At 73.8% G+C, this 12,886-nt stretch carries 15 protein-coding genes and 2 pseudogenes; 4 read left to right on the top strand and 13 right to left on the bottom strand.

Translation table 11 applies throughout. From position 1 onward, the window contains the following. Nucleotides 1-76: 76 nt before the first annotated feature. From AB0442_RS39640 to AB0442_RS39630, 3 genes are all read right to left on the bottom strand, one after another. Nucleotides 77-868 carry a maleylpyruvate isomerase family mycothiol-dependent enzyme gene (locus AB0442_RS39640; RefSeq protein ID WP_366168377.1) on the bottom strand — a complete coding sequence of 264 codons (792 nt, stop codon included), beginning with the start codon at nt 866-868 and terminating at the stop codon, nt 77-79. Between the two features lie 198 nt (nt 869-1,066). After that, on the bottom strand, nt 1,067-3,010 hold the full coding sequence (locus tag AB0442_RS39635) for a YhgE/Pip family protein (protein ID WP_366168376.1): 1,944 nt from the start codon (nt 3,008-3,010) through the stop codon (nt 1,067-1,069). Next, a complete protein-coding gene (locus tag AB0442_RS39630) occupies nt 3,007-3,648 on the bottom strand; it encodes an ATP-binding cassette domain-containing protein (protein ID WP_366168375.1) in 642 nt (213 codons plus the stop codon). Before AB0442_RS39630 ends, AB0442_RS39635 begins: the two co-directional genes overlap by 4 nt. A gap of 389 nt (nt 3,649-4,037) precedes the next feature. On the opposite strand from AB0442_RS39630, the gene AB0442_RS39625 reads away from it, so the two are divergent. Continuing rightward, nucleotides 4,038-4,502: a hypothetical protein gene (locus AB0442_RS39625; RefSeq protein WP_366168374.1), complete on the top strand. Its 465-nt coding sequence runs from the start codon at nt 4,038-4,040 to the stop codon at nt 4,500-4,502. A gap of 229 nt (nt 4,503-4,731) precedes the next feature. Beyond that, the gene (locus AB0442_RS39620) at nt 4,732-5,208 is read left to right on the top strand and encodes an excalibur calcium-binding domain-containing protein (RefSeq protein ID WP_366168373.1); all 477 of its coding nucleotides are present in this window, start codon (nt 4,732-4,734) and stop codon (nt 5,206-5,208) included. A gap of 104 nt (nt 5,209-5,312) precedes the next feature. Here the strand turns inward: AB0442_RS39620 and AB0442_RS39615 are convergent, their stop codons facing one another. Further along, nucleotides 5,313-5,876: a hypothetical protein gene (locus tag AB0442_RS39615; protein WP_366168372.1), complete on the bottom strand. Its 564-nt coding sequence runs from the start codon at nt 5,874-5,876 to the stop codon at nt 5,313-5,315. Nucleotides 5,877-6,201: 325 nt separating this feature from the next. On the opposite strand from AB0442_RS39615, the gene AB0442_RS39610 reads away from it, so the two are divergent. After that, nucleotides 6,202-7,203, top strand: a complete 1,002-nt coding sequence (locus tag AB0442_RS39610) for a pirin family protein (protein WP_366168371.1) — start codon at nt 6,202-6,204, stop codon at nt 7,201-7,203. 88 nt (nt 7,204-7,291) lie between these two features. Here the strand turns inward: AB0442_RS39610 and AB0442_RS39605 are convergent, their stop codons facing one another. From AB0442_RS39605 to AB0442_RS39585, 5 genes are all read right to left on the bottom strand, one after another. Then, on the bottom strand, nt 7,292-7,645 hold the full coding sequence (locus AB0442_RS39605; RefSeq protein ID WP_366168370.1) for a hypothetical protein: 354 nt from the start codon (nt 7,643-7,645) through the stop codon (nt 7,292-7,294). Nucleotides 7,646-7,882: 237 nt separating this feature from the next. Next, nucleotides 7,883-8,251, bottom strand: coding sequence for an STAS domain-containing protein (locus AB0442_RS39600; protein ID WP_366168369.1), 369 nt, complete (start codon nt 8,249-8,251; stop codon nt 7,883-7,885). Nucleotides 8,252-8,335: 84 nt separating this feature from the next. After that, nucleotides 8,336-8,734, bottom strand: a complete 399-nt coding sequence (locus tag AB0442_RS39595; RefSeq protein WP_366168368.1) for a DUF2267 domain-containing protein — start codon at nt 8,732-8,734, stop codon at nt 8,336-8,338. 59 nt (nt 8,735-8,793) lie between these two features. Next, nucleotides 8,794-9,198, bottom strand: a complete 405-nt coding sequence (locus tag AB0442_RS39590; protein ID WP_366168367.1) for a DUF2267 domain-containing protein — start codon at nt 9,196-9,198, stop codon at nt 8,794-8,796. A 182-nt stretch (nt 9,199-9,380) separates the two neighbouring features. Further along, a complete protein-coding gene (locus AB0442_RS39585) occupies nt 9,381-9,815 on the bottom strand; it encodes an Hsp20/alpha crystallin family protein (RefSeq protein ID WP_366168366.1) in 435 nt (144 codons plus the stop codon). A 108-nt stretch (nt 9,816-9,923) separates the two neighbouring features. On the opposite strand from AB0442_RS39585, the gene AB0442_RS39580 reads away from it, so the two are divergent. Beyond that, nucleotides 9,924-10,634 carry a hypothetical protein gene (locus AB0442_RS39580; RefSeq protein ID WP_366168365.1) on the top strand — a complete coding sequence of 237 codons (711 nt, stop codon included), beginning with the start codon at nt 9,924-9,926 and terminating at the stop codon, nt 10,632-10,634. Nucleotides 10,635-10,769: 135 nt separating this feature from the next. Here AB0442_RS39580 and AB0442_RS39575 read toward each other — a convergent pair. From AB0442_RS39575 to AB0442_RS39560, 4 genes and pseudogenes are all read right to left on the bottom strand, one after another. Beyond that, a pseudogene (locus tag AB0442_RS39575) lies at nt 10,770-10,940 on the bottom strand (DUF1772 domain-containing protein); the annotation flags it as partial. Nucleotides 10,941-10,964: 24 nt separating this feature from the next. Further along, nucleotides 10,965-11,614: pseudogene (locus AB0442_RS39570) on the bottom strand (maleylpyruvate isomerase family mycothiol-dependent enzyme). Between the two features lie 222 nt (nt 11,615-11,836). Beyond that, on the bottom strand, nt 11,837-12,214 hold the full coding sequence (locus AB0442_RS39565) for an SDR family NAD(P)-dependent oxidoreductase (protein ID WP_366168378.1): 378 nt from the start codon (nt 12,212-12,214) through the stop codon (nt 11,837-11,839). Between the two features lie 82 nt (nt 12,215-12,296). Beyond that, nucleotides 12,297-12,605 (bottom strand): DUF6296 family protein, encoded by a 309-nt coding sequence (locus AB0442_RS39560; RefSeq protein ID WP_366168364.1) that lies wholly within the window; start codon nt 12,603-12,605, stop codon nt 12,297-12,299. Between the last annotated feature and the right edge of the window lie 281 nt (nt 12,606-12,886).

Here is a 12,886-nt window from a genome sequence, read left to right as displayed (position 1 = left end):
GGGGGGCCGTGCCCCGGCACTTGCCGGGGGGGGGGGGCCCCCCCCGCCGGGCCGCCACCCCACGGCCCGTGACGTCCTACTCCTCCGGCTCCCAGGCGCGGAGCAGGTCGAACAGCCCGGCGTCGCCGTCGATCCGCACGGAGTCCGCCGGGACACGGTCGTAGAGGAAGAGGACCAGCTCACCGGCCGTGGCGTGGGCGGAGACACCGGCTGCGTCCGGGCCCTCGGCGCCGGTGGCGGCGGGCAGACGGGTGGTCCGTGCGCCGTCGCCGTCGACCGTGAGGCGCCAGGAACGCCCCTCGGCGGCGTGGAAGTCGAAGGCGGTGGGCTTGTGCGGCCAGGCGCTGGGCGTCGCGACGCAGGTGAACAGGAACTCCTCGACACCGTCGAGGGCCACCTCGGCCGGCAGCGGCTGCGGGGCGCCCATGGCGAGCCGGGCGTCGTAGGTGTGCACCGCGCTCTCCTGGACCCGGTGCCGGGCGACCCCGCCGGAGGTCCGCGGCGTCTGCAGGGCACTCCACCACGTCCAGCAGCCGGCGTCCGGGCCCGCCTCCCGCAGCGCACCCAGCAGCAGCTGCGTCGACTCCTCCAGCCAGGCCACCAGGGCCTCGCGCTCCCGCGGCACGACCAGGGCGGCCCGCTCGGCGGCGGCCTCGGCCGGCGGGGCGTCGGCGGGGCCCGCACCGACGATGGCGGCCCAGAAGCGGTCGCCACCACCCAGGTGCTGGGCCAGGTCGAACAGCGTCCACTCGGGGCAGGTCGGCACCTGCGCGTCGAGGCCGGGCGCGGAGGCGACCGCGGACCGGAACGCGGTCGACCGTTCGTCGATCAGCCGCAGGAGGTCGGAGAAATCGAGAGTGTTCTGCACCCGGGGTGTCTATCACCTGCTCGGCCCACGGGAAAACGGTTTTCCCCGACCACCGCGGCAGCGGCGCAGCACGGGCCCGCTCGGGCCGAATCCGCGAACGGCGGCCCACCGTCCGCCCGCTGTCCCGGCGTCAGCCGCGTCACGTCCTGGACGCCCCGGAAGACCGGCACGACGTGTCCCGGACCGGCCGCCGGTCGCCTAGAGCGCGATGTCGGGGTGGAGGCGGGCGACGGTCCAGGTGCGGTGGCGCCGGACGGTGAGCGTGGTGGCGGTGAGGGCGGCGGCGGCGAAGGCGGCCAGGACGAGGACGTCGCGGACGAGGTGGGCCGGTTCGCCGCCGGAGATCGTCACGCGCAGGCCGTCGACGAGGTAGGTCATCGGCAGCAGCGGGTTGAGGGCCTGGAAGAAGCCCGGGGCGGTCGGCATCGGGTAGAGGCCGCCGGAGGCGGTGAGCTGCAGGATCAACAGGACGAGCGAGAGCACGTCGCCCGGGGCGCCCAGGGCGGTGCGCAGGAAGTGGTCGACCGCGACGAAGGAGCCCGCCGCGAGCAGCAGCAGGGCGAGGGTGAGGACGGGGTGCCGGGGGTGGAGGCCGAGGGCGAGGTCGACGACGGCGTAGAGGACCACGGCGCCGGCGCAGCCGAGCGCGGCGCCGGGGAGCCAGCCGGCGAGGGCGACGGTCCGGGCGGGTGTCCGACCGGCCAGGGCCCGCGGGTTGAGGGGTCGTAGCAGGAGGTAGGCGAAGAGGCCGAAGACCCAGAGCGCGATGCCGAAGAAGAAGGGGGCGAGGCCGCGGCCGTAGACGCCGGCGGGGTGGAGGTCGGTGCGGTCGATGTGCACGGGGGTGCCGAGGACCTCGGCGGCGCGGGCGACGTGGTCGGGGTCGGTGGGCGGGATCTTCCGGAGGGCTTCGTCGGTGGTGGCGGTGAGGGTTCCGGCGGCGGCGTGGGCCTGGCCGGCGGCGGTCTGCAGGCTCTGGGCGGCCTGCTGCAGCGCGGTGAGGCCGTCGGTGGCGGTGCGGGCGCCGTCGGCGATGTCGCGGGTGCCGGTGTCGACCAGGCGCAGCGGGGTCCGGGCGTCCTGGATGTGCTGCTGGAGTCCGGTGATGCCGTCCTGGAGCCGGTGGGCGTGGTCGAGGTTCTGCCGGGCTTCGGTGTCGGCGGCGGCCGCGGCGGCGTCGAGTCGACCTGCGGTGTCGTCGAGTTGCCGGGCCTGCTGGTGGAGGGCCTGGTAGGCGGGGTCGTCCGCGAGGCCCGGGTGGTGGTCGGCGAGGGCGGTGAGGCGGGTGGTCTGCTCGCCGGTGGCGGTCTTGATGCGGGTGGTGGTGTCGTGGACGGTGTGCGTTCCGTCGGCGGCGAGTTCGGCGGTGCGGACGAGGGCGGCCGCGGCGGCGGGGAGGTCGGCGGCGGCCTTGCGGTCCAGGAGTTCGGTGGCCCGGTCGAGTTGGGTGACGGCGGCGGAGATGCTGTCGCTGCCGGCGGCGACCCGGGCGGATCCGGTGTGCAGGGCGGCGGTGCCGCTGGTGAGGGCTGCGGCGCCGCGGCCGGCGGTGTCGGTGGCGTCCTGGAGGCGGTGGGCGCCGTCGGAGGCGGTGGCGAGGCGGTCCCGGATGCCGCCGAGTTCGCCGTACAGGGCGCGGACGTAGGCGGCGTGCGCGGCCGAGTCGACCTGTGCCTGGAGACGGGACTGGACGACTTCGGTCATGATGCCCGCGATGTAGTTGTTCGCGTCGTTGAGTTCGATGGTGATGCCGGCCTTCTCCGGGCGGTCGGTGCCGCCGGTGGCGAGCCGCGCGCTGAAGTCGCCGGGGATGTGCAGGACGAAGAAGTAGCGTCCGGACCTGAGGCCGGCGTGTGCCGCGTCGGCGTCGACGAACCGCCAGCCGAAGTCCCCGGAGGCCTTGAGCTGTTGAACCAGCTGGGCGCCGGCGTCGACCGGTTCCCCGGTGATGCTGTGGGCGGGGCGGTCCTCGTCGACGACCGCCACCGGGATGCGCGAGGTCCTGCCGTACGGGTCCCAGTTCGCCCAGAGGTACATGGCGCCGTACAGGAGTGGGATCAGGCAGAGCAGCAGGGGGACGAAGCGGCGCAGCGGTCCGCGGAAGCGGCGCAGTTCCAGGGCGGCCAGGCGCAGCGCGGTCATGCTGCCTCGCTTCCGACCGCCGGGGAGGCCGCCGCGGGCAGGGAGCGGGCCCGTACGAGGTGGGCGGTGTGCCGGGGCAGGCTCAGCGCGTGGTGCGGGCCGAGCGGTGGTGGTGGTGCGGAGTCGGCGGCGAGCACGGTGCAGCCGGTGCCGCAGACCTGTCGGAGGGCGTGCCAGATGCGGTGGTGGTCGGCGGGTGGGCAGCCGTGGGTGGCGTCGTCGACGACGAGCACGGCGGGCCTCTGGGCCAGGGTCAGGGCGACGGCGAGCAGGATCCGGTCGGCCGGGTGCAGGTCTTCGGTGAGGGCGGCGGGGTCGGGGGCGACGGCGGTCACGGCGAGGGCTTCGGCCACCAGCGCCCGTGTGGTTCCCGGGTGGAGCCAGGTCCGTTCGGCGATGTGCTCGGCGACGGTCAGGCGGCCCTCCAGGGCGACGGCCGGCTCGGCGCGGGCGACTGCCACGGCCGTGCGTACCGCTGCGGTGTCGCGTCGTCGGCCGGGCAGCCTGTACTGCCCGACCTGTACGGTGCCCGCCGTGATCCGCATCCGTCCGGCGAGGGCGAGCAGCAGGCTGGTGCGGCCGGAGCCGCCCGGGCCGTGGACGACGAGCAGGCCGCCCGAGGGGACCTCCAGATCCACGTCCTCGAAGACGGGTCCGCGTGGTCCGTGGACCGCGAGGCCGTGTGCGGTGACCGGTAATCCCTGGATCTCCATGGCAACCGGCTTTCCGCCGGGGCGGCTTCCACTCCCCCGCGGCAGTGAGATGCCGGTCACGCCGACGCCCGGAGGGGGCAGGAGGATCTCGTCCGCCGGAACACGGGCGCGCGGCCCGAGTGTGCCGTGGGCAGTGGTGGACGGTCCGGGATCCGGAGCCGTCGGGACGGCCGCTCCGAGGGGGTGTCTGAGGGGTGCGGCCCGCGGTGGGGCAGGACGTGATGTGGGCGTTCACGCCTGGGCGACAAGTGGCTTGACCTGGCCGCTAGAGTGGAAACGATCTTGGGGAGGGGGTTGTCGCGATGAGACTCGCAGTGGCAGGCACCGTGCTGGCCGGTTTGATGCTGGCCGGATGTTCCTCGGCTGCCGAGGGTCGGGCCACGCCGAGCGCGGAGAGCAGCGAACCGGTGATGTCGGCGAGCCCGCAGGGCTCTCCGGCACCGAAGGCCTGCGCATCGCCGCGGCCCACGTCGAGCTGGATGGGCGGCTCCACCACAGGCGTTCCGGACGACGTGCGCTGTCTGCCCCATGTCCTGGACGGCGAGATGCTCGTGCCTCCGCCCGAAGCCGCGGACGCTGCGGGAGGAGGTCGGGCCCTGACGATCCACGTGACGGAAGACACCACCCCCGAGGACGCGCTGGCGCTCTGCCGCCGGCTCACCGACCTCGGCTACGGCACGGGCGGTAGCCGTGGTGTCTCGACCCTGGACGTCGGCGGCTTCGACGCCGGCCACTACATGTCGATGCCGAACCGCCAGCCCTGCATGCGGATTCGGTAGTCGCCGTACCGGCCCAGGACGGAACAGGGGCAGGCGCGGGCGGACCGGGTGGCCGTGGCTACGGCCATCCCCAGCAGCCCCCGCCCTACGGACAGCCGCCGCACCCGCACCAGCCGCCCTACCCGTACCCGTACCCCCAGCCGCCGGCGCCGGCCAGGCGGTGGTGGCAGCACCCGGCTCTGATCATCGTGACCCTGGTCCTCTTCCCGCCGGGCGGCATCGCGCTCGCGTGGCGCAGCCGTTGGAGCCGGCCGCAGAAGGTCGTGGCGACCGTTCTCGCGGCATCTGGTTCCTCACGCCGTTCATGGGCGACCCGCCGCAGGACCCGAAGGGCGACGCCGAGCCGGTGGCCGCGGCGACGCCGACCGCTGCTGCGCCGGCGAGCCCGACGCCGGCCGCACCGCCGAGCTTCGTGGGCCAGAACCTCAAGTCGGCCAAGTCGGCGGCGAGCAAGGCCGGGTACGACGCCACCTCCCACGACGCCTCCGACAAGAGCGCCGGCCGTGACCGACGACGACTCCACCGACGGCTCGTCCTCGTCCGGCGGCTCTTCCTCCAGCGGCGGCTCCTCCTCGGGCGGCTCGGGCAGTGCCCACTACGAGAACTGCGCAGCGGTCCGGGCCGCCGGCAAGGCACCCCTCCACCGGGGGGTCCGGGCTACAGCAGGAAGCTGGACCGTGACGGCGACGGAACCGCCTGCGAGTAGCGCCCGCGATACCTGCACCTGCCCCCGTGGCGGTCGGTCGGGTGCCCGGGGCCGGTCCGGGACACCCGTGTCCCGGACCGGCCGCCGCGGTGTCGGCGCCGTCCTCAGCCGGCCGTGGGGGTGGGGGCGACGCCGAGGACGGTGCCCAGCCGGGCCACGACGGCCGAGTAGTCGGTGTCGCCCTTGAGGAGCGCGGCCTTGGCCTGGGTGACCCTGGCCGCGTCGTTGGCGGTGGCAGCGGTCAGGCAGTCGGCCGCACCCTGCCGCAGGTTCGTGACCGCCGAGGACCACAGCGCCTGGGACTGCGGATCGGGGACGGGGTCGAAGTCCTTGATGATGTTGAGATCGTGGTCGAGGTCGTTGCACGCCGACCGGATCGTCATGTAGTCGGCAGGGGCGGCCGGGGCGATGGCGACGCTGCGCTTGAAGTCGCGGAGGCCGTGGTCGAGGGCCTGCATGCCCTGCCTGTGGCGGCTGTCCGCGAACCACGCGGCGAGCTTGGCCTGGGCCTCCGCGGAGAGCGTGGGCGCATCGACGGCGGACGGCGTGCTAAAGACCGACGGCGCGCTCGCCGCTGACGCCGGGCTGCTGGAGGGCGAGCCCTCACTGCATGCGGCAAGCGGGACGACGGTGACGGCGACGATCAGACCGAGCAGAAGTTGACGCATGAAATCCCCCTCGAACGAAGATCCGAAACGGTATCGCGCCCCTCCGACAGCGGCCGATGGGCGGACCGATCCGCTCCTCCCGGCATGACCGACCGTCATGATGCTTCGGCAGGACGACCGTCCGCGTGAGCCCGGTGTCCGTTCCGATGGCCGCGAGGCCACGTGCGCGCTCCGCCGGCCGGCCGGCGGCCGGCAGATGTCGCCCCCTGGTCCGCGCGAGCCGTGGCCGGGGTCGAGAAGATCGGGTACCCGGGGCGTGACGATGCCGGCGGGCCACCCCGGCACTAGACTGGATCGGACCTTCCGACCCCTCGGGGAGGCTGCCATGCCCGCCGTGACCGTGGACAACGTGCTGGACCTGCCGCGTATCGCCGAACCCGATCCGCAGGTCGCCACGCAGCGGACGGTCACCGCGGTGGCCTCCGCGCCCAGCGGGTTCGAGGGCGAGGGCTTCCCGGTGTACCGGGCCTTCGCCGGTGTTCCGATGGAGGCGCTGGATCCGTTCGTCCACATGGACCAGATGGGCCAGGTCGACTACGCACCGGGCGAACCCAAGGGCACGCCCTGGCATCCGCACCGGGGCTTCGAAACCGTCACCTACATGATCGACGGTCTCTTCCAGCACCAGGACTCGCACGGGGGCGGCGGTCTGATCACCGACGGCGCCACGCAGTGGATGACCGCGGGGAGGGGGATCCTGCACATCGAGACGCCGCCCGAGGCGCTGGTCGTCTCCGGTGGGCTGTTCCACGGCATCCAGCTGTGGGTCAACCTGCCCAGGGCCAGCAAGTGGAACCCGCCCAAGTACCAGAGCATCGAAGGGCGCGAGGTCACCCTGCTGTCCTCGGCCGACGGCGGCGCGCTGGTGCGGGTCATCGCCGGAGACCTCGACGGACATGCCGGCCCCGGCTCGACGTTCACGCCGATCACCCTTGCGCACGCCACCATCGCGGCCGGAGCACGTCTGGTACTGCCCTGGCGCCCCGATTTCAACGCGCTGGTCTACGCGCTGGCGGGACACGGTTCGGTGGGGACCGAGGGCCGGCCCCTCGCCGCCCACCAGCTCGCGGTCTTCGGCCCGGGCAGCGCCCTGACCGTCACGGCGAGCAGCCGGCCCGACGGCGACACGGCCGACCTGGACGTGCTGATCCTGGGCGGCGAGCCGATCCGGGAGCCGGTCTTCCACTACGGGCCGTTCGTGATGAACACCAAGGCCGAGATCATCCAGGCCGTGGAGGACTACGAGGCCGGCCGGCTCGGGGTGATCCCGGACGACGCGATCATGCCGCACACCGCGCGGGGAGCCGATCGCCGCCCGGAACGGTGACGGCGGAGCGTGGCTCCCGGGACCGTCGCGTCGCGCATCGTCGGCCACCCCGACGGTGGGAACCGTCTCGGCGTTGCGGGCGACGGTGTCAGCAGTGGGTGCGCGCCTGCTTGATGCCCGGTTCGGCCCGGTGGAGGTCAAAGGTGGTGGAGAACGTCTGCCGGGCGGTGGCAAGTGTGTCGGCGAGCGGCTGGTACTTCTCGTCCTCCAGCGCGGCCACCCGGGCCAGCTCTGCGGCCGTGTTCAGTCGGCCGACCGCGACGTCCCAGGAATGGTCCGACGAACCGCCGGCCGGCTGGTCGGGCATCGGGTCGGGCAGCCTCCGCACCAGCGAGCAGGCCAGCTCGCCGTCGCTGCCGGCCTTCCGGCCGTCGGACCCGGCCGAGCTGCAGGCGGCCAGCGCCAACATCACTGCGGCCAGCGGAACAAGACGTCTCATCATGCGCGGTGTCCTTCCCCCCGGTGGGACGTGCCCTGGTCAGCCTAGGGAAGCGTCCTGACCCGGACAAGGGCGTCCACCCGGAAAGTGGCGCACGCCGGATCGGCAGGCGGAGACCAGGCGCACCACAGGCCGCCCCGGCCAGGAACTGCCCGGGGCGGCCTGTGGTGCACGATCCCGGGGCCACCGGCTGCCCCCGGGGGACGGCCGGTGTCGGCGCAGGGTGCGAACCGGCCCGGGTCACCCGCTCGGGGCCCGGCTGGTCGGGGCGTACCGGGCCGCCTCCTCCGCGGTGGCGCAGATCGGGAACAGGTCCTGTGCTTCGGTCACCGCGAGCACGCGGCGCACCGCGCGGCTGGGGGTGATCAGCACGAGGGGCACGAAGCGGTCGGCCGCGTCCAGGCGTGCCCGCAGCAGGGCGTTCAGGCCGCTGGACGTGAAGAGCTCCGCACCTGCGAGATCCACGGCCAGGACTGCAGGGAGAAGGCCGAGGGCGGTTTTCAGGGCCGCTCGCACCTCTTCCTGGTTGCCCATGTGCAAGTCCCCGGCGAGTGAGCACACCGCCACGGGGCCCACGCGCTCCACGTTCGTCTTCAGGTCGCCCGGCATGGCCGCCCTTCCTTCCCTACGTCGTGCTCCGTGGGGCCGGCTCCGGTGTCCGGTCCGAACCAGCTGGTTCGGGCGTGAGCGGGTTCAGGCGGCGACGGCGAGGTCCGCCCGCCCGAAGAGCAGCGCGTAGCCGTTCGGCAGCCGGGAGAGCAGGCGGTCGGTCAGCCCGTGTCCGGCCTGGTCGGCGAGCGCGGCCAGGACGGAGGAGGCGTCCCAGCGGGCACAGGCGAGGCTGGTGTGCAGGGCCCGGGCGACGGCCTCGACGAAGGCCGGGGCGGTGACCGGCTCGGGCAGCGGGACCTGCGAGACGAGGACGGCCCGGTCCTGCTCCGGGAGGACGGCGGCGAGGTCGCTGCGCTCTTCGCCGGTGAGCTGGGAGCCGAGGAGGGTCAGGACGGCATCGAGGACGCGACCGGCTTCTTCGTCGTCGCTGTAGCGGCCGAGGGTGCGGACCTGCTGGAGGAGGAGGCGGTGCCGGGTCATGGGCGGTGGCCTTCCGGGACGTGGGTGCCTGCACGCGGTGGCGCCAGGAACCCGGTGGTTCAGGGGCGTCGGCCGGGCTGGGGGCGGCCGAAGAGGATGTCGTAGCCGGGCGGCAGTTGGAGCAGGATGCGTTCGGTGAGGTCGTCGCCGGCGGCTTCGGCAGTGGTGCTGAGGACGGCTCCGATGTCCCACAGGGCGGTGGTCTCGGTGGCGCCCTCGATCCAGGCGGCAGTGGCGCGGACGAACCGGTCGGGACTGAGCGGTTCGGCGGCCTGGAGGGGGTTGAGCAGGATCAGGGCGAAGGCCTCGGGCAGGCGGGCTGCCAGCTCGGCACGCACCTCGCCGACCAGGTGGGCGCCGAGCAGCGCCAGCACGACGCGGGCCGCTCGCTCCGCCTCGTGCGGAGTGTCGTATTCGCCGCGTTCCCGCACCTCGTCCAGGAACGCGTCCCATCGCAGGGTCACCGGAGAACCTCCCTGTCGTGAGTGGATCCGGTCCGAGCGCCTTGCGCTGCAACTGCCGGGTCCCGGCGCGGGCGGGAACCACCGGCGGCATTCGCCCCGCCGTCGGGCAAGTCAAGTGGGGTGGGCCGGTCCCGCCCGTTGCGCCTGGGGAGAGCTGGGCGGGGCCGGCGGCTCGTGGCCGTTCAGGCCTGGATCTGCTTGCGGCTGCCGGTGTGGCTGATGGCGATCTTCCGGGGCTTGGCCTTCTCCGCGACCGGGATCTTCAGGGTCAGCACGCCGGCGTCGTAGTCGGCGGTGATCCCCGCGGGGTCGAGGGTGTCGGACAGCATCACCTGGCGGGAGAAGACGCCGAGCGGGCGTTCGGACAGCTCCCACTTCACGTCCCCGCTGTCGTGGTGGGGGCGGCGCTCGGCCTTCACGGTCAGCATGTTCCGTTCGACGTCGATGTCGATCGCCTCCGGGTCGACGCCCGGCAGGTCGAGGCAGATCACGTACTCGTCGCCGTCGCGGTAGGCGTCCATCGGCATCGGGGTGGGCCGCGACCACGTGCCCTGGGTACTCAGCAACTGCTGGGTCAGACGGTCCAGCTCGCGGAACGAATCGGTGCGCATCAGCATCGCGAAACACCTCCAGTGGAAAAGGGTGCCAGTGCGCTTTCACCTGAATCTGTTCTAACATGTCATCCATCGGATGACAAACACCGAGTCGTCGAAAGAGTGACACACATGCCCGAGAGACCCGGACCTCCACCGATCGGCCCCGCAGCGCCGGTCGGCCCCGCCTCCTTCCTCGCCGCCGCGGCCGCGCTGGGCGTGATCGACGACGCCGTCCGCACCGCCCAGGACGCACCCCCGATCGGCAGCACCCCCACCGCACCCGAGCAACCCGGCCCCGAACCTGCCCTGGCCGCGCTGCTCCTGCTGCGCGAGTTGCGCGCCGAACTCGCCGGCTGGGAAGCCGGCCTCGTGGAGACCGCCCGCGCCGCCGGCGCCACCTGGGCCGATCTCGCCCACCCCATGGGCGTCGCCAGCCGCCAGGCCGCCGAGAACCGCTACCTGCGACTCAAGCCCGCCTCCGCCCCGTCGGCCGGCACCACTCCCGCTGATGCCACCACCGGCGCCGAACGCGTCAAGGCCGTCCGCGACCGCCGCGCCGCCCAGCGCACCGTCACCACCTGGGCCCGCGACAACGCCGCCGACCTGCGCGTCCTCGCCGCGCAGATCACCGCCCTCGACGACCTGCCGCCCGCGGCCCGGCCGGCACTCGACGCCGTCCACGCCTCCCTCGCCGCCGCCGACGCCGCGGACCTCCTCGCACCCCTCGCCGCCGTCCGCGATCACCTGGGAGACGCCCACCCCCGACTCGCCGACCGCCTCGACGACCTCACCCGGCACACCGACAGCCTCCGCCACGACAGCGACCGACGCCGCGCCTGAACCCCCACCCGCCGGCGACCGCATACGGCCTTCCCCGCGCTCCGACACCGCACGCCCCGCGTCTGCTGCGACCTTCCACCGCCGGCGCATGACTTGAGGTGTTCTCAGGGCGAGGTGGGTGAGGAGGGCGAAGGCCAGCACGGCGGCGACGGTCCGGGCATCGTCGTACAGCTCTCGGCGGCGCAGGACGGCCTCGTGGTCGGCCGGCGGCGCGGTGGCGGCCCACTGCTTGATGCGGCCGTTGATCGGGACGTTCCCGAACCGGGTGATCAGGAAGGACGCGACGACCAGGAACCCTGCTGCGGCCGCTAGGAGGGGCGGTGCCCGCGTTCAGACGGCGGTGAAGCGGCTGCCCGCCTCGCCCCGTAGCCGGCCGGGTGGAAGCCGGCGGCCGAAGGCGAGCAGGAGGAGGTCCTGGCCGGCGCCGTACACGGGCGAGCCCGATCCGTAGGACCAGTCCAGGTCCTCGGCACACAGCCGCACTCCGCCGAGGTCGACGCCGAAGAACCTCAGGCCGCCGGGCCGGATTCCGTCGAGCACCACCCGCAGCCGGTCCTCGGGAACACGCCGGTCCAGGCCGAGGGCGACCGTGATGTCCAGGCCGTGCACCACGTCGTGGCCGAGCGCGGCTCGGAGGCCACCCACCGGCGGGGTCCAGGGGTGGTGGGCGCCGTCCCGCAGGAAGGCGGCGAGTGCGGCGGTGGAATGGGCGGACGCATCCCTGCGCGTGACGCGGTCGGTCATGCGGTGCAGGCTGCCCCCGGCTCGGGCCACTCCCCGATCGTCGCGGGCAACGAGAGGCGGAACCCCATCGACATGTGGGCCGCGACCTCTCGGATCCGCCATCCGGCGCAGAGGCTCGGTGCGTCCCACTGGGCGGGCCGCAGGCCGCCGAGCAGATCGGCCAACTCCTGGCGTTCCGCCGCGATCAGGGCCCTGAGCCCGGTGTTGCTGTACCTGCGCGATGTCGCACCGTCCATGTGGTCACGATGCTCTTGCCCCGCGTGGCGCCTTCGGCGAGGCGATCACGGTTCCCACCTCGGCGAACCCGTACTCGGGCGGTGAGGTCGATGCGCACCGAGCCGTCGGCCACGAGTGCGAGGGCGCGGGTGGCACCGGCGGCCAACCGGTCCGGGGCGGTGCGGCTCAGCAGGCTGCTGTAAGCGGCGTTGTCCACCAGGACGTCCAGGCCCCGAGTTCGCTCACGCACCGACCGACCAGGCGATGCAGAACTCCTCGTCGCGAATGTCCCCGGTGACGGGCAGCGCCCGGCGACCGGCGCCCTCGATCAGCGCCGAGGTGGCGGCGGCGTCACTCGCCTCCTCAGCCAGGTGGCAGAAGGCGATGTCGGCACCCTCTCGGGCAATGGCCGGGGCAACCGTCCGGCCGATGCCCGAATCGCCACCGGTGATCAACGCGACGCGGCCCGCCAGGCAGCCGGTACCGCTGCAGGAAGTCTCCCCGTGGTCCGGTTCCGGGCGCATGGCCTCGCCGCTGCCCGGGTGGGACTGCGACTGCTCGGGGAACGGCGGCGTCGGATACTGCGAGGCGGGATCACGCGGGGTGTGCTGATCGGCCATCACGCGGACGGCTCCCCTCCCGGCAGGTCGGTGAGGTCGGCCGGACGGACGTCCGCGGCCGCCGCGATCAGCGTGATCGCACTCACGGGCTGATCGTCGGCTTCGGCACCGTTCGCGGACCGCGCCGCGGCTGCGGCGAGGTCGGCGGCCGACGGAGGGGCTGGGCGTGGACGGGGTTGTCCGGTACGGGGCGGCCGACGCAGTCGAGGACGTGCACCAGGCCGCCGTCCTCGATCTCGACCCGGACGGTGCGTGCGGCGTCCGCGTAGACCGGGTGCCCGTGCGGTCCGAAACCGGCCTGCTGCTCCACCACGACGGTGTCCTGCTCCCCGTGGCACCCGGCCGGCCCGGGGAACGTCAGCATCCAGCGATCGGCGCGATCCAGCGTCACGGCGATCACGTCCTCTCCACCATGAGGCGGCCGGAGATCGCGAGGTCCGACCGGAGCACCCGGCTTCTGCACGGCCCCGGTCCCCGGCAAACCACGACTCGGGCGGTCATCGGGCGTCGGACCGCGTCATGTGCGTGATCACACGCGGGGGAAGCGGAGAAAGCGGCGCAGCGCCGCGACCCGGGGGGGGGCGGGGCGGGGGCGGGCGGGGGCGGCGCAGGGGGGGGTTTGGGATGCGCCGGGGTATGGACCCCCGCCCGGGGGGGGGGCTTGGTGGGGCG

This window comes from Kitasatospora sp. NPDC085895, from assembly GCF_040702125.1.
Classification (GTDB): Bacteria; Actinomycetota; Actinomycetes; order Streptomycetales; family Streptomycetaceae; genus Kitasatospora; species Kitasatospora arboriphila.
Note: the sequence above shows the minus strand (reverse complement) of the source record. Positions and strands in the feature narration are given on the sequence as shown.

What these genes read in the sequence shown, in the direction of transcription:
- AB0442_RS39615 (WP_366168372.1), bottom strand. Translation starts at nt 5,876, where the DNA reads ATGCGTCAACTTCTGCTCGGTCTGATCGTCGCCGTCACCGTCGTCCCG.
- AB0442_RS39610 (WP_366168371.1), top strand. Translation starts at nt 6,202, where the DNA reads ATGCCCGCCGTGACCGTGGACAACGTGCTGGACCTGCCGCGTATCGCC.
- AB0442_RS39585 (WP_366168366.1), bottom strand. Translation starts at nt 9,815, where the DNA reads ATGCTGATGCGCACCGATTCGTTCCGCGAGCTGGACCGTCTGACCCAG.
- AB0442_RS39595 (WP_366168368.1), bottom strand. Translation starts at nt 8,734, where the DNA reads ATGACCCGGCACCGCCTCCTCCTCCAGCAGGTCCGCACCCTCGGCCGC.
- AB0442_RS39600 (WP_366168369.1), bottom strand. Translation starts at nt 8,251, where the DNA reads ATGCCGGGCGACCTGAAGACGAACGTGGAGCGCGTGGGCCCCGTGGCG.
- AB0442_RS39635 (WP_366168376.1), bottom strand. Translation starts at nt 3,010, where the DNA reads ATGACCGCGCTGCGCCTGGCCGCCCTGGAACTGCGCCGCTTCCGCGGA.
- AB0442_RS39565 (WP_366168378.1), bottom strand. Translation starts at nt 12,214, where the DNA reads ATGGCCGATCAGCACACCCCGCGTGATCCCGCCTCGCAGTATCCGACG.
- AB0442_RS39605 (WP_366168370.1), bottom strand. Translation starts at nt 7,645, where the DNA reads ATGATGAGACGTCTTGTTCCGCTGGCCGCAGTGATGTTGGCGCTGGCC.
- AB0442_RS39580 (WP_366168365.1), top strand. Translation starts at nt 9,924, where the DNA reads ATGCCCGAGAGACCCGGACCTCCACCGATCGGCCCCGCAGCGCCGGTC.